The organism is Streptomyces sp. NBC_00878 (assembly GCF_026341515.1).
Lineage (GTDB): Bacteria > Actinomycetota > Actinomycetes > Streptomycetales > Streptomycetaceae > Streptomyces.
In genome coordinates this window covers 5,227,327-5,241,974 of sequence record NZ_JAPEOK010000001.1, presented here as the reverse complement: position 1 = coordinate 5,241,974, position 14,648 = coordinate 5,227,327, and the positions used below count along the sequence as shown (strand labels likewise).

The following is a 14,648-nucleotide window of genomic DNA, read 5'->3' as shown; positions in this document are numbered from 1 at the left end:
CAGTGGAGTGATCCGCTGGGCCTCTGGCTTTTGCCTTGACGGCAGTGGTTGACGGCAACCGCCTCGGGTGGGGGCGGGGCGCTCGCGCCGCCGCTGCCCGCTCCCGATTCGGCCTGGAGTGATGCGCTCCCCACGGTGAGGTCGGCCGGCGCCGGATCGGTTCGGGGCGGCGGGCCGACCGCATCAGACAGCTACCAAGTCACCGGCTGCGCCGTCGTAGTTGACGACGCTGGGTACGGGTGTGCCTTGCTGGTCGGCGCCGCCAGGGAGTTGACCCGAAAATCGCTCGATAGCAAGATGTCACGCATCTGCTTAATTTGATAAGCCATGCGTTGAATCAGATGCTCTGGTCGGTAACCGCTGGTAATTCCCCTGAATGCACGATGCCTTACGCCGTGTGCTGCTCGTTAAGGTGGGCGTGACTTTGAAGGAAAGCCATGTGGGTAAGGCTCGTTCCGCTACCGAAAGCAGTGCCATCTGGCTCGATCCGGTCAGCGGGAGAGCGAGCCTCAAACACTGCTCAGACCTGCTTGAGGAATTCCTCGAAACCATCAGCCGGATGGAGAGTGAATACCTACGGGCGGCCCTGGGGGGACGGTCAGCCCAAGGTTCGCACTCTGAGTGAGGTATTTCAAACCGGCGCGCGGAAGGCCAAGGATGGACGGGATTCAGAGTGCGAACCGACTATGATTCGGTAGACCAATACCTTGATTACACTCAGCCAATTGACGTGCGGAAACTCTGGCGCGTCACTGATCCGGAGGTCCCGTCGGCCGCATGGGATCCGGATGAGGAACTGGCTCGGATCCTCGACTCGACGCACAGCGTGGATCCTGCTCCTCCCCCGCTGGACGGCGGTAGGCACTCGCTTCGCCCGGCCAGTCCGCATCGCCCGGCCGGTCGACGGCGGGCTCGGCCAGGGTTTCGCTTCCTTGCCGGAAAGCGGAGGATCATCACTGTTGCGATCTTGGTTGCGGCAATCGTCATCTGTGCAGTGACGATGCTGACCTGGTCCATCTCTTATTCGTGTGATCAACTGCGCACCATCGCACTGCTTGCGGTGCCGCCGAAGTTGGCGCAATGGTGGCCACTGATGGTGTACGGACCGTGGCTCATGGCAGGATTGTCCATCCTGCGGAAATCCGTTCAGCGTCGAACCGCTCGGCGGTCTTGGGCGGTGATGCTGATCTGCTCCGGCACGGCGGTGGCTCTGTGTATCGGCCAATCACCGGACTCTCTGCTCGCGATGGTGATCGTCGGAATTCCGCCGATTACCGCACTGGTCTGTTTTCGTGAACTCGTCGGCCAGTTCTCGCCCCGGCACTGCCCTCGGCACGCCTCTGACACCCGGAACGGGAACAAGCAGGCAAGGACGTAGACGGCCCCGTCACTGTTCCGCCGCTCCGCCCGTCCGCCGGACCGCCCGTCTGTTCGTTCGTTCAGCGGATTTCGGAGTCTGGGTGTTCGGCGTCCCACTTCCGGCGGGCCCGAGCGATTGAGTCGCGGTGCTCCGCCGACCAGTCCGCGAGGGCCTTGACCAGGTGAGTGAGGCTGTGGCCCGTCGCTGTGAGCGCGTACTCGACCTGCGGGGGCACCGTTGGGTGCACAGTCCGGGTGACCAGCCCGTCTCGTTCCAGTCGGCGCACCGTGAGTGTCAGCATCCGCTGTGAGATGCCGGGGATGGCGCGCTGCAGTTGCCGGAAACGGCGTATGCCCTGGGCCAGTTCGACCACGACCAGGACCGACCATTTGTCGCCGATCCGGTCGAGTACATCGCGGATTCCGCAGTCCTCGTGCTCGTCCCCGCAACTGACGACGGGGCCGACGGTGGTTACCTCTGTGTGCCCCACCGACATCAAAGTGCCTCCTTACGCGCCCTGGTGCAAGCCCGCACGATGATCCTGGTTACTGAAGAGAACCTACCTGAACCGGGAGACCGTGATGATTCTGGTTACTGGTGCCGGCGGCGCCCTGGGCACGCTTGTCGCCGAGCAGTTGGCCGGCCGTGATGACGTTGTTCTCGGCACTCGCGATCTCCGGCGGAGCCAGGGCCCGTTGCCCGTACGCCGTATCGATTTCGACGAGCCCGACACCCTCGCCGAGGGGTTCGAGGGCGTGGACGTGCTGTTGATGATCTCCGCGGGCTACGGCGAGGACGACACCGTCACGGCCCGGCATGGCGCCGTCGTCGTCGCTGCGGAACAGGTGGGCGTGGGTCATGTCGTCTATACGAGTCTGACCGCCGACGGTGATCATCTTCCGTACGCCCTGCCGCACCGCTGGACCGAGCGTCGGCTCCGGGAGAGCGGCATGGACTGGACGATCCTGCGCAATGGCCTCTACGCGGAGTTGCTGGCCTGGCTCGCCGCGCCGTCGGCGGACGGGCGGATCACTGCCCCGCTCGGCGAGGGTCGGTTGGCCGCCGTCGCGCGCGCGGACCTGGCCGACGCCGCCGTACGCGTGGTGGTGGACGCCCCCACTCACGCGGGGCGCGTCTATGAACTCGTCGGTGAGCAGGCCGTTGGCGGTGCCGAGCTGGCGCGAGCGCATGGCCCCCATATGACCTACGAGCCGGAGACGCTCGCTCAGGCTCGTGCGCGCATCGCCGCTTCCGGGGCCGAGCCGTTCCAGGTGCCGATGTTGGTCGGCACCTACTCCGCCGTCGCTGCCGGATTCATGGCGCACGTCGGTGGCGATCTGCGTCAACTGCTGGGCCGTGCACCCCGCTCTGCGCTCGCGGCGGCCGTCGCGTAGACCTCAGCCGATCACATGTCTCGGTGCGGAGATCAGGTGCCGCGGATCTCTTCGAGGTAGTCGCTCATCAGCTTGCCGGTTCGGGTGAACCAGTCGTTCAGGACGGCGATTTCGGCGGGGGAGTAGTCGTCGAACTGTTCGTTCAGGCGGGCGTAGTACGGGCCGTAGAGGGCGGTGGCGCGGTCCACCGCGGCCGGAACCGCGGCGATGCGTACGCGGCGGCGGTCTGACGGGTCGGGGCGGCGGGTCACGTAACCCGCGCGTTCCAGGCGGTTGACGATGCCGGTGACAGCGCCCGTGGTGACGTGGGCCCGGGTGGCGAGGTCGCCCGCGGTGAGCAGGTGTTCGCCGGCCTCCAGGACGTAGGCGAAGCAGGTCAGGTCGGTGGCGTTCAGGCCCAGGCGCTCGGCCATCTCCTGCTGGGCGACCATGCTCGTGGCGATGACGTGGTCCATCGCCGAGAGGGTCTCCGCCGGAGTGGCCGACGGGCGCTGCGGGCGCTGTCGCGGCCTTGATCCACTCTCGCTCGCCCTCTTGTCGCTCACCAGCTTCTCCTTCTGTTTTGTCCTGGCTCATTCTCTCCCTGTCCGACGTCTGGAAGGTTCCTTAGTTCGTGAGGTAAATTTCTTACTTACTAAGAGATTCTTTCGTGGGGCGGTCGGGAGGTACGCACATGAGCGAGCAGCACCATGACGAAGGGCACACCGTCGCCGGGTGGACCGGGTTTGCGGTCGCTGTGGTGGGGACGTCGGTGGCCGGGGTGGGGATGTGTCTGGGCTCCGGGCCCGGGATCTCGCTGGGGCTGGGAGTCGTCGGGCTCAGCGTGCTGGTGACCTGGGCGCTGCATCTGGCGGGGTGGGGCAAGCCGCCCGGGATCCGGCCGGCGGCGGAGTGGGGTATGAGGGTGCGGGATCGTGCCGCGCGGGCCGGGCATCCCGCGTGTGTCGGGTGCCGGATGGCTGGACGGGGGCGTTCGGCGAGGTCCTCTGTGGTTGCCTCCCTGTCCCCATCCCCTTCGGAGTCCGTTTCCCCTTCGGAGTCCGTCGGCTGAGGTCCGGCTCGCTCGTCCACAGCCCGACGCCGGGGGCTGCCCGATGTCGGTCGCGTTGTCAGTGCCTCCCTCTACGCTCGTGAGCAATGGCACAGGTGTGGAAATGCACGGGACTTCGGTGGGGCGGAGAAGGGCCCGTGCTGACGTGGGACGGGGGGCGTCGTAGTGAGTTGCCGTGGGGGAAGCAGGTTGCGTTCGCCGTGGTCCGTGGGGGTGGGCGGACGTGTGTGGGGGCGCGGGGGCACAGCTGTCCCGTGGGGGCCGGGGTGTCCGGGCGGAGCGTCGGTGCCCGGTGTGAGGAGTGCGCTCGGCTGGACCGGGCCCACTCCGTGGCCGCGGACACCATCGCCGACGATCCCCGGCCCTACTCGGTCTATCTGGCGTGGTTCGGACCCGGGCTGGTCAAGGTCGGGATCACCGCCGTCGAGCGGGGGTCCGCCCGGCTGCTGGAGCAGGGCGCCGTCGTCTTCAGTTGGCTGGGGCGGGGGCCGCTGATGGCCGCCCGGCGGAGTGAGGAGTTGCTGCGTACGGCCTTGGGGGTGCCGGACCGGATTCCGTACGACGCCAAGCGGGCCGTGCGGAGCGAGTTGCCCGAGGCGGGGGTGCGGGTGGCGGAGGTGCGGGAGTTGCATGCTCGGGCCGTGAGGCTGGGCGGGTGGCCGGAGGCGTTGGAGCGGATGCCGTTCGAGGCCGTCGATCATGCCGAGGTGTTCGGGCTCGGCGGGCTGCCGTCTGCCGTGGGCGTTGTCGGTGAGCTCGTGGCGGGGGGTGTCGTGAGCGGGGAACTCGTCGCTGCCGCCGGGCCCGATCTGCATCTGCGGACGCGGCGTGGGGTCGTCGTGGTCGATACGCGGCTCATGACCGGGTGGGAGCTGACCGCCGCGCGGACCGTCGAGGGTGAGCGGGGTGAAGTCACCGTGCCTGTACGGGAGTTCGGCGGCGTTCAGGGCGGACTCTTCTGAGGGAGGGGAACACGAGAGGAGACGTGGAGATGAGGAGCCGAGAGGGAGCTGCGGAGACGAGGAGATACGGGAGGGAGATGGGGAGAGAAGGGAAGGCAGGAGGGATGGTCAAGAGATCGCTTCCTGGGGACCCCCTTTGCTGCCAGGCCCTGGACTTGGCGCGGTAGCCGGGCCGAGAGTGGGTGACATGAGTGATCACCCCATTGCACCTGTCGCCGACGGTGCTTCTGTTGCCGATGTCCCCGCCGCTCTTGGCCCTGTCTCCGCTGCCGTACCCACCGCCTTACCCGCCGTCGTGCCCGTCGCCGCGCACGAACCGCCGTACTACGCCGTTGTGTTCACCTCGGTGAAGACGGAGGAGGCCGGGCGGGGCGGAGCGGCCGATGGGTATGCCGAGGGGTATGGGGAGACCGCGGAGCGGATGGAGGAGCTGGTGAAGGAGATTCCGGGGTTCCTCGGGATGGATCTCGCGAGTTCCCCCGGCGGGCTGACCGTCACTGTCGGGTACTTCCGCGACGCGGACGCCATCGAGGAGTGGCGGAGCAATGTCGAGCACCGGGCGGCGCAGAAGCGCGGACGCGCCGAGTGGTACGAGCGCTACACCCTGCATGTCGCCAAGGTCGAGCGAAGCCATGGGTTCGAGCGTGAGCACGGCTGACGGAGCGACGGGGCGACGGGGTGGATCGGGTGGCTGGGGTGGATGGGTCGACGAGGCGGGCCGAGTAAACAGGCGGACCGAGTAGGCGAGTAAACGAGTAGGCGAGTAAACGCGGTAGCCGGACGGAACGGAGGGGCCTGGTGGAGGAGGGGACAGGTGAGGTCGGTGAGGTGCGGCGGTTCTGGGAAGGGCTTGGGCTTCCCGGGCTTGTCGACGTGCATACCCACTTCATGCCCGAGCGGGTTCTGACGAAGGTCTGGGAGTACTTCGACGGGCTCGGGCCGCTGACCGGTGGGGTCGAGTGGCCCATCACCTACCGGGGCGAGGAGCTTGAACGGGTCGGGCTGCTGCGGGAGTTCGGAGTGCGGGCGTTCACCGCCATGCTCTACCCGCACAAGCCGGGCATGGCCGAGTGGCTGAACCAGTGGGCCGTCGACTTCGCAGCCCGGACCCCCGACTGTCTGCATACGGCGACCCTCTTTCCGGAGCCGGGCGTGGCGGCGTACGTCCAGAAGGCGGTGGACGAGGGCGCGCGGGTCTTCAAGGCACACGTTCAGGTGGGGGCGTACGACCCTGGCGACGAACTCCTCGATCCGGCCTGGGGGTTGCTCGCCGAGGCCGGGATACCCGTGGTGATCCACTGCGGTTCGGGGCCCTCGCCAGGGAAGTACACCGGGCCCGAGCCGGTCGGGCGGGTGCTCGCGCGGCATCCGCGGCTGCGGCTGGTGTTCGCGCACATGGGGATGCCGGAGTACGAGGACTTCCTGGGCCTCGCCGAGCGGTTCGGCGAGGTGCGGCTGGACACGACGATGGCGTTCACGGACTTCAGTGAGCGCTTCGCCCCGTTCCCCCGGCGCGCGCTCCCCCGGCTCGCCGACCTCGGTGACCGGATCCTGCTCGGGAGCGATTTTCCCAACATCCCCTATCCGTACGTCCATCAGCTGCGTGCGCTGGAGGGGCTGGGCCTGGGGGACGCGTGGCTTCGGGCGGTGTGCCATGACAACGGGGTGCGGTTGCTGGGGCTGGGGCTGGGGCTGTGAGGAGGAGAGGAGGAGAGGAGGGAGGGGGCGCGGCGGGTGCCCGAGCGCGCTCGGGGGGAAGGGGATTCGTCACCATGCCCGCCCCGGACAGTGTTCGCGATGAAAGGCCAGATCGCCTGGAAAGCTGCTCCAATCTCCGTGAAACCATCGAAAATCCTGAGATGTTGCTGTGAGAGACGGCCTTCCTGAGACTCTGCTGTGAGGTTCTCAGGAAAATCACAGACAGTGGAAAGGATGCTCTCAGCGTCGCCCAGCAATGTGTGCGCTATGACCACGACCTCGCCCCAGGGGCGCACCGAACTGCTGAGGCCGGACGGGAGCCCCGTCCGAGTGCTTGTGGTGGACGACGAGCTGTCGATCACCGAGCTGTTGTCCATGGCCCTTCGCTACGAAGGCTGGCAGATCCGCAGCGCGGGTGACGGGACCGGCGCTGTGCAGACCGCGCGGGAGTTCCGGCCCGACGCCGTGGTGCTCGACATGATGCTGCCCGACATGGACGGGCTCGCCGTCCTCGGCCGGCTGCGGCGCGAGCTGCCCGACGTGCCCGTTCTCTTCCTGACCGCCAAGGACGCGGTCGAGGACCGGATCGCGGGCCTGACCGCCGGTGGCGACGACTACGTCACCAAGCCCTTCAGCCTCGAAGAGGTCGTGGCGCGGTTGCGCGGGCTCATCCGCCGCTCCGGCGCCGCCGACCGTCGCTCCGACTCCGTGCTCGTCGTCGGGGACCTCACCCTCGACGAGGACAGCCACGAGGTGTCGCGGGCCGGCGAGGGCATCCACCTCACCGCGACCGAGTTCGAGCTGCTGCGCTTCCTGATGCGCAACCCGCGCCGGGTGCTCAGCAAGGCGCAGATCCTCGACCGCGTGTGGTCGTACGACTTCGGCGGTCAGGCCAACGTCGTCGAGCTCTACATCTCGTACCTGCGCCGCAAGATAGACGCCGGTCGTGAGCCGATGATCCACACTCGGCGCGGTGCCGGGTATCTGATCAAGCCCGCGACGTCGTGACCGGGCGACGACAGCTGCGGAGGCAGCGGCGCCGACAGCCTCGGACGCTGCGGACGCGGCTCGTCGTCTCGGCGGTCGCGCTCATCGCGGTGGTGTGTGCGGTGATCGGTACGGTGACGACGATCGCGTTGAGCCAGCACCTGTACAAGCAGTTGGACACGCAGGTGACCGATGCCGCTCGGCGTGCCGGTGGCCCGCCGCCGGACCAGTTGCCCGAGAACCCGAACGGCGGCGATTTGTCGAGGCCCTCCGGTGCCTCCTCGACGAACGACGCGCTCACGGAGTTCGTCACCAAGGGTGGGACGCAGAAGGACACCATCGCCGCCGAGGTCGATGCCGACGGCGGGATCTCCAGGGCGGTCGTCGCCGTGGAGAAGTCCACCGGCGGCGCCTTCGACAGCATGGATTCCGACAATCTTGGCGAGGCGGCGAAGGCCGCGCTCGCTTCCGTGCCCAAGACCGGCAAGCACACCGTCGACATCCCGGGCATGGGCGAGTACCGCGTCACCTACGTCACCGGGGTCAAGGGCAGCTACTACGTAGCCCTGCCCACCGAGTCCGTCACCAGCACCATCAACACCCTCGTCATCGTCGAGGTGAGTGTCACGGTGGCCGGTCTCGTCGCCGCCGGGATCGCCGGGTCCGTCCTCGTGACGGTTGCCCTCCGCCCCCTTCGCAAGGTGGCCTCCACCGCCACCCGGGTCTCCGAACTCCCCCTCCACACGGGCGAGGTGACCCTCAACGAGCGTGTGCCCGAGTCCGAGACCGACCCCCACACGGAGGTCGGGCAGGTCGGTGCCGCGCTCAACCGCATGCTCGACCACGTTCACGGAGCCCTGCACGCGCGCCAGGAGAGCGAGACGCGCGTACGGCAGTTCGTCGCGGACGCGAGCCATGAGCTGCGTACGCCGCTGGCGTCCATCCGCGGGTACGCCGAGCTGACCAGACGCGGACGGGAAGAGACCGGGCCCGACACGAGACACGCGCTCGGCCGGATCGAGTCCGAGGCCGGGCGGATGACCGGGCTCGTCGAGGACCTGCTGCTGCTCGCGCGGCTCGACGCCGGACGGCCGCTCAGCTATGAGCACACCGACCTCTCCCCGCTGGTCGTGGACGCCGTGAGCGACGCCCGCGCCGCCGGGCGCGAACACAACTGGCGCCTTGAGCTGCCCGACGAACCCGCGCTCGTGCTGGCGGACGCCGCGCGCGTCCAGCAGGTCATGGTGAATCTGTTTGCGAATGCGCGAACGCACACGCCGCCGGGTACGACGGTGACCGCGCGCGTGCGCCGTCAGGGAGCCTGGGTGTGCGTGGACGTCCAGGACGACGGCCAGGGCATTCCGCCGGACCTGCTCCCCCATGTCTTCGAGCGGTTCGCGCGGGGCGACTCGTCCCGGTCGCGCGCCTCCGGGTCCACCGGGCTAGGGCTCGCCATCGTGCAGGCCGTCGCGGCCGCGCACGGCGGCGCCGTGACCGTCGACAGCGTGCCCGGACGCACCGTCTTTACCGTGCATCTGCCCGCGCTGGCGCCCGAAGCCTCGCATTCTCATGAGGCCTTCATTTCCTCATCAAATTCGCAATCGTACTCACAGGCACAGCACAGCACGACCACATGGGTGCAACAGGGCGCTTGACGAAAGTCTTCGTCATGCGAACCGAACCTTCTCCCGGCAACCTGCCGGCGCGGGAGCACCTCCCGGCCGGAAATGCCGGTACGCCTGTCCTGGACGTAGTGATCCCCGTCTACAACGAGGAGAAGGACCTCCAGCCGTGTGTGCTCAGACTGCATGAGCACCTTGCCCGCACCTTCCCGTACGCGTTCCGCATCACCATCGCGGACAACGCGTCCACGGACACCACTCCCCTGGTGGCGGCGCGGCTGGAGGCGGAGATACCCGAGGTCAGGGCGTTCCGGCTGGAGCAGAAGGGGCGCGGCAGGGCGCTGCGCACCGTCTGGTCCGCCTCGGACGCCCCGGTCCTCGCCTATATGGATGTCGACCTCTCCACCGACCTCAACGCGCTTCTTCCGCTGGTCGCCCCGCTGATCTCCGGTCACTCGGACCTGGCGATCGGCTCGCGGCTCGCCCGCAGCTCGCGGGTGGTGCGGGGCGCCAAGCGGGAGTTCATCTCCCGTACGTACAACCTGATCCTGCGGGGCTCGTTGCAGGCCCGCTTCTCCGACGCCCAGTGCGGTTTCAAGGCGATCCGGCGCGATGTGGCGCAGGTGCTGCTGCCGCTCGTCGAGGACACCGGATGGTTCTTCGACACCGAGATGCTGGTCCTCGCCGAGCGGGCCGGCCTGCGGATCCACGAGGTGCCGGTCGACTGGGTCGACGACCCGGACTCGACCGTGCACATCGTGAAGACCGCGACCGACGACCTCAAGGGTGTCTGGCGGGTGGGGCGCGCCCTGGCCACCGGTTCGCTGGCGCTCGACCGGCTCGCCCGTCCCTTCGGGGACGATCCGCGCGACCGCGAGATCAGCGGCGTACCGAAGGGTCTCGCCCGCCAGCTCGTCGGGTTCTGTGTCGTGGGCGCGCTGTCCACGCTGTTCTACCTGCTGCTCTACAGCGGCTTCCGTACGTTCTCGGAGTCGCAGGTCGCCAACGCGCTCGCCCTGCTCGTCTCGGCGGTCGCCAACACCGCGGCCAACCGGCGTCTCACCTTCGGTGTGCGCGGCCGGGGCGACGCCGTGAAGCACCAGGCGCAGGGCCTGGTCGTCTTCGGTATCGGCCTCGCCCTCACCAGCGGTTCGCTCGCCGCCCTGAACGCGGCGACGGCCGACCCCGCGCACTCCACCGAGCTGGCGGTGCTGATCGCCGCCAACCTTGCGGCCACCGTGCTGCGGTTCCTGCTCTTCCGGGCCTGGGTGTTCCCGGACCGGCGTGACGAGTCACCGTCGACCGTCGTCGCCTCTCACACACCCGCCGTGCCGGTCGGACCGGCCTCGCCCGTCTACACGACGGCGCCGCAGTCCCCGTACGGCTCGAATTCCGCTCCGTACGGCTCGGCTCCCGCTCCGTACGAGACGGCTCCCGTTTCGTACGAGACGGCTTCGGCTCCCTACGAGACGAACCCGTACGACGCGAACCCGTATGAGGCGAACTCGTACGACGCGAACCCGTACGGCACGGCCCACTCTCCGCACGATCACCAGACCTGGGGGGACGCGACCATGCAGATGCAGCCGGTGCGCCCGAACGATCACGATCCGAGGAACGCACGATGACGACGACTCAGCCCGACACGACCTATCAGGAGGGCGTCGGCCCCTCCGGGGGCGCGAGCCCCGACTGGGGACCGCCCGGTCCGACCGGGGCAACCGCCGTGCAGGAGCCCGTGGTTGCTCCGCCGGCCGCCCCCGAGGACGGCAGCCCCAAGCAGCCCTTCGCGCGCCGCCTGTGGCGCGGGCGGCCCGAGGACCACCGCTGGACGCGTCCGGCGTTCCTCGGCACGCTGCTGCTGATCGGCGCGCTCTACACCTGGAACCTCACGGCCTCCGGGTACGCCAACTCCTTCTACTCCGCGGCCGTCCAGGCCGGCAGCCAGTCGTGGAAGGCATTCTTCTTCGGCTCGCTCGACTCGGCCAACGCCATCACCGTCGACAAGCCCCCGGCCTCCCTGTGGCCGATGGCCCTGTCGGTGCGGCTGTTCGGCCTGAACTCCTTCGCGATCCTGTTCCCGCAGGTGCTGATGGCCGTCGCCACGGCCGGAGTGCTGTACGGGGCGGTGCGCCGCCGGTTCAGCGCCGCGGCCGGGTTCGTCACCATGGCGGTCTTCGCGCTCACGCCCGTCGCCGCGCTGATGTTCCGCTTCAACAACCCGGACGCGGCCCTCGCGCTCCTGATGGCCGTCACGGTCTACTGCGTGCTGCGCGCCATGGAGAAGGCACAGACGAAGTGGCTGGTGTGGGCGGGTGCGGCGGTCGGTCTCGCCTTCCTGGTGAAGACCCTCCAGGCCTTCCTGATCCTGCCTCCGCTGGCCCTGATCTACGTGGTCTTCGCGCCGACGACCCTGCGCAAGCGCATCGGCCAGGTGCTCCTCGCGGGCCTGTCGATGATCGTCGCGGGCGGCTGGTGGGTGGCCATCGTCGAACTGTGGCCCGCGTCCTCCCGCCCGTACATCGGCGGCTCGCAGAACAACTCCTTCCTTGAACTGACCTTCGGTTACAACGGACTCGGCCGGATCAACGGCGAGGAGACCGGCAGCGTCGGGGGCGGCGGCGGTGGCGGTGGCGGCAGCTGGGGCGAGACCGGCTGGGACCGGATGTTCGGCTCCTCCATCGGCGGCCAGATCTCCTGGCTGATCCCGGCCGCGCTGATCGTGCTCGCCGCGGGCATCGCCCTCACCTGGAAGGCCAAGCGGACCGACACGGCCCGCGCCGCGTTCCTCGCCTGGGGTGGCTCGCTGCTGATCACCATGGTGATCTTCAGCTACATGCAGGGCATCTTCCACGAGTACTACACCGTGGCCCTCGCCCCGTACGTCGCCGCCGTGATCGGCATGGGCGCGAGCGTGCTGTGGGAAGAGCGCGGCAAGATGTGGGTCTCGCTCACCATGGCGGCCGGAGTGACGGCCACCGCGGTCTGGGGGTACGTCCTCCTGAACCGCTCCTCCGACTACCTGCCCTGGCTGAAGTGGCTGGTCCTGGTCGGCGGCCTGGCCGCGGCCCTCGGCCTGGTCTTCGTCTCGCGGCTCGGGCGCAGGCTCGCCCTCGCGGTCGTGGGGCTGAGCTTCGTGGCGGCCCTGGCGGGTCCGACGGCGTACACCCTCACCACGCTCAACGAGGGCCACACCGGTTCGATCGTGACGGCCGGTCCGGCGGTCTCGGGCGGCCGCGGCGGCCCGGGCGGCGGCGGTGGCATGGGCGGCGGCCCCGGTGGCGGCGGCGGTATGCCGGGCCAGAACCAGCAGGGCGGCACCGGCCAGAACCAGCAGGGCGGCGGCATGGGCCAGCCCCCGACCGGCGGTATGCCGGGCGGCGGCCAGAACGGCCAGGGCCAGCAGAACGGCAACGGCCAGACGGGCAACGGTCAGACGGGCCAGAACGGCCAGACCCAGCGGGGCGGCGGCACCGGCGACGGCGGCGGTATGGGCGGTGGCGGTGGCATGGGCGGTCTGCTCAACGGCGCGACCGTCAGTTCCGAGGCCAAGGTGCTCCTGGAGAAGAACTCCGGTGACTACACCTGGGTCGCGGCGGCCATCGGCGCCCAGAACGCCGCGAGCTACCAGCTCTCCACCGGTGACCCGGTCATGGCGATCGGCGGCTTCAACGGCAGCGACCCGTCGCCGACGCTGGCCCAGTTCAAGAAGTACGTGGAGGACGGGAAGATCCACTACTTCATCTCCTCCGGCTCGATGGGCGGCGGTGGCGGCGGCAGCAGCTCCGGTACCGGCACGCAGATCAGCGAGTGGGTGCAGGAGAACTTCAAGGAGGTGACGGTGGGTTCGTCCACCTTCTATGACCTGACGCAGCCGACCAGCTAGTCCGGAGGACGGCGGCCCAGGGGCGGCAGCGAAGGGGCGGTGGCCGAGGCGAAAGTGCCTCGGCCACCGCCCCTCACTTTTTGTGTTGTACAGCGTATGGGAGTTGTTCTACGGTGTATGGCATGCCAACCTCGCAAGGCCAGAGCCCAGGTCAAGGCCAGAGCCCAGGTCAGAGCCAGAGCCCAGGTCAGAGCCAAGGCCACCCCCAACGCTGGCTGATCCTCGGCGTGATCCTGCTCGCCACGCTCACCGTGCTGCTCGACAACACCGTCCTCAACGTCGCGATCCCCTCCCTCACCGAGGAGTTGGACGCGTCCACCGCGGACATCCAGTGGATGATCAACGCCTACTCGCTGGTCCAGTCGGGCCTGCTGCTCACCGCCGGCAGCTCGGCCGACCGCTACGGCCGCAAGAAGATGCTCGCCACGGGTCTCGCCCTCTTCGGTATCGGCTCGCTCGTCGCGGGGCTCGCCCAGAACGCGACGCAGCTGATCGCGGCCCGCGCGGGCATGGGTGTCGGCGGTGCGCTGCTCATGACCACGACCCTCGCCGTCGTCGTGCAGATCTTCGACGAGACCGAGCGCGTCAAGGCGATCGGCCTCTGGTCGACCGTCAACTCCCTCGGCTTCGCGGCGGGCCCGCTCCTCGGCGGCGTCATGCTCGAACACTTCTGGTGGGGCGCGATCTTCCTGATCAACCTCCCCGTGGCCGCCCTCGCCCTGGTCGCCGTACTCAAACTGGTCCCCGAGTCCAAGAACCCCCGGGGCGACCGCCCCGACCTCCTCGGCGCCCTGCTCTCGACCGTCGGCATGACCGGGGTCGTGTACGCGATCATCTCGGGCCCCGAGCACGGCTGGACGTCGCTCCAGGTCCTGGGGTCGGGGGCCGTCGGCGTCGCCGTCCTCGCGGCGTTCGCCCGGTGGGAGCTGAGCATCCCGCACCCGATGCTGGACATGCATTTCTTCCGCAACCAGCGTTTCGTCGGCGCGGTCGCCGGCGCGATCCTGGTCGCCTTCGGCATGGGCGGTTCCCTCTTCCTGCTCACCCAGCACCTCCAATTCGTGCTCGGATACGAGCCGTTGGAGGCGGGCCTGCGCATCGCCCCGATGGCCCTGTCCGTCGTGGCCCTCAACCTCGCCGGTGTGGGCGCCCGGATCGTCGCCAAGGTGGGCACCCCGGCCGCCATCGCCCTCGGCATGACGATGCTGTCGGCGGGCCTGGCCGCCATCGCCCTGCTCGGCGGCGGCACGGACGGCGGCTACGGCGGGATGCTGCTGGGCCTGGTCGTCATGGGCGCGGGTATCTCGGTCGCCATGCCCGCCATGGCCAACGCCATCATGAGCGCGATTCCGCCGGAGAAGGCGGGCGTGGGCGCGGGCGTCAACGGCACGCTCGCCGAATTCGGCGTCGGCCTCGGCGTGGCGGTCCTCGGCGCGGTTCTCCACTCCCGCTTCGCCGCGCTGATCACGGTCGCGGCGGCCTCGCTGCCGGCGGCGCTGGCCTCCGCGGAGTCGGCGGACGAGCGCGCGCGGATCACGGACGCGTTCTCCTCCGGCCTGGAGACCAGCCAACTGGTGGGCGCGGTGGCCGTTCTCCTCGGCGGACTCCTCGCCGCGGCGTTGCTCCGGCGGGCGGAGAGGGCAGACTCGGAGTCCGCGGTGACGATGGCGGCCTGACGCCCGCTTAGC

13 protein-coding genes are annotated in these 14,648 nt (G+C 69.0%); 11 read left to right on the top strand and 2 right to left on the bottom strand.

Annotated elements, in window-relative coordinates; translation table 11 throughout:
- The first annotated feature begins 673 nt into the window (after positions 1–673).
- Positions 674–1,378: a DUF2637 domain-containing protein gene (locus tag OHA11_RS22480; RefSeq protein WP_323186611.1), complete on the top strand. Its 705-nt coding sequence runs from the start codon at positions 674–676 to the stop codon at positions 1,376–1,378.
- 61 nt (positions 1,379–1,439) lie between these two features.
- On the opposite strand, the gene OHA11_RS22475 is transcribed toward OHA11_RS22480, so the two are convergent.
- Positions 1,440–1,856 (bottom strand): helix-turn-helix domain-containing protein, encoded by a 417-nt coding sequence (locus tag OHA11_RS22475; protein WP_266499027.1) that lies wholly within the window; start codon positions 1,854–1,856, stop codon positions 1,440–1,442.
- A gap of 85 nt (positions 1,857–1,941) precedes the next feature.
- On the opposite strand from OHA11_RS22475, the gene OHA11_RS22470 reads away from it, so the two are divergent.
- Positions 1,942–2,754, top strand: coding sequence for an NAD(P)H-binding protein (locus OHA11_RS22470; protein WP_266499026.1), 813 nt, complete (start codon positions 1,942–1,944; stop codon positions 2,752–2,754).
- Positions 2,755–2,786: 32 nt separating this feature from the next.
- On the opposite strand, the gene OHA11_RS22465 is transcribed toward OHA11_RS22470, so the two are convergent.
- Complete coding sequence (locus OHA11_RS22465) at positions 2,787–3,209, bottom strand: MarR family winged helix-turn-helix transcriptional regulator (protein WP_266507367.1); 423 nt, start codon at positions 3,207–3,209, stop codon at positions 2,787–2,789.
- Between the two features lie 218 nt (positions 3,210–3,427).
- Between OHA11_RS22465 and OHA11_RS22460 the strand changes: the two genes are divergently transcribed.
- From OHA11_RS22460 to OHA11_RS22420, 9 genes are all read left to right on the top strand, one after another.
- Positions 3,428–3,805 (top strand): HGxxPAAW family protein, encoded by a 378-nt coding sequence (locus OHA11_RS22460; RefSeq protein ID WP_266499024.1) that lies wholly within the window; start codon positions 3,428–3,430, stop codon positions 3,803–3,805.
- Positions 3,806–3,891: 86 nt separating this feature from the next.
- Positions 3,892–4,767: a DUF2797 domain-containing protein gene (locus OHA11_RS22455; RefSeq protein WP_266499022.1), complete on the top strand. Its 876-nt coding sequence runs from the start codon at positions 3,892–3,894 to the stop codon at positions 4,765–4,767.
- Positions 4,768–4,954: 187 nt separating this feature from the next.
- Entirely contained in the window at positions 4,955–5,425 is a 471-nt protein-coding gene (locus OHA11_RS22450) for an antibiotic biosynthesis monooxygenase (protein WP_266499020.1), read from the top strand.
- Positions 5,426–5,565: 140 nt separating this feature from the next.
- Positions 5,566–6,465 carry an amidohydrolase family protein gene (locus OHA11_RS22445; protein WP_266499018.1) on the top strand — a complete coding sequence of 300 codons (900 nt, stop codon included), beginning with the start codon at positions 5,566–5,568 and terminating at the stop codon, positions 6,463–6,465.
- A 267-nt stretch (positions 6,466–6,732) separates the two neighbouring features.
- Entirely contained in the window at positions 6,733–7,473 is a 741-nt protein-coding gene (locus tag OHA11_RS22440; protein ID WP_266499015.1) for a response regulator transcription factor, read from the top strand.
- Complete coding sequence (locus OHA11_RS22435; protein WP_266499014.1) at positions 7,470–9,107, top strand: cell wall metabolism sensor histidine kinase WalK; 1,638 nt, start codon at positions 7,470–7,472, stop codon at positions 9,105–9,107. Before OHA11_RS22440 ends, OHA11_RS22435 begins: the two co-directional genes overlap by 4 nt.
- 14 nt (positions 9,108–9,121) lie before the next feature.
- Entirely contained in the window at positions 9,122–10,702 is a 1,581-nt protein-coding gene (locus OHA11_RS22430) for a glycosyltransferase (protein ID WP_266499012.1), read from the top strand.
- Entirely contained in the window at positions 10,699–12,960 is a 2,262-nt protein-coding gene (locus OHA11_RS22425) for a glycosyltransferase family 39 protein (protein ID WP_266499011.1), read from the top strand. The genes OHA11_RS22430 and OHA11_RS22425 overlap by 4 nt, the downstream gene beginning before the upstream one ends.
- Before the next feature lie 122 nt (positions 12,961–13,082).
- Positions 13,083–14,636, top strand: coding sequence for an MFS transporter (locus OHA11_RS22420; RefSeq protein ID WP_266499009.1), 1,554 nt, complete (start codon positions 13,083–13,085; stop codon positions 14,634–14,636).
- Positions 14,637–14,648 lie beyond the last annotated feature (12 nt).

Coding starts and splice junctions, on each gene's coding strand:
- OHA11_RS22475 (WP_266499027.1), bottom strand. CDS start 1,856: ATGTCGGTGGGGCACACAGAGGTAACCACCGTCGGCCCCGTCGTCAGT.
- OHA11_RS22470 (WP_266499026.1), top strand. CDS start 1,942: ATGATTCTGGTTACTGGTGCCGGCGGCGCCCTGGGCACGCTTGTCGCC.
- OHA11_RS22465 (WP_266507367.1), bottom strand. CDS start 3,209: ATGGACCACGTCATCGCCACGAGCATGGTCGCCCAGCAGGAGATGGCC.
- OHA11_RS22460 (WP_266499024.1), top strand. CDS start 3,428: ATGAGCGAGCAGCACCATGACGAAGGGCACACCGTCGCCGGGTGGACC.
- OHA11_RS22455 (WP_266499022.1), top strand. CDS start 3,892: ATGGCACAGGTGTGGAAATGCACGGGACTTCGGTGGGGCGGAGAAGGG.
- OHA11_RS22450 (WP_266499020.1), top strand. CDS start 4,955: ATGAGTGATCACCCCATTGCACCTGTCGCCGACGGTGCTTCTGTTGCC.
- OHA11_RS22440 (WP_266499015.1), top strand. CDS start 6,733: ATGACCACGACCTCGCCCCAGGGGCGCACCGAACTGCTGAGGCCGGAC.
- OHA11_RS22430 (WP_266499012.1), top strand. CDS start 9,122: ATGCGAACCGAACCTTCTCCCGGCAACCTGCCGGCGCGGGAGCACCTC.
- OHA11_RS22425 (WP_266499011.1), top strand. CDS start 10,699: ATGACGACGACTCAGCCCGACACGACCTATCAGGAGGGCGTCGGCCCC.
- OHA11_RS22420 (WP_266499009.1), top strand. CDS start 13,083: ATGCCAACCTCGCAAGGCCAGAGCCCAGGTCAAGGCCAGAGCCCAGGT.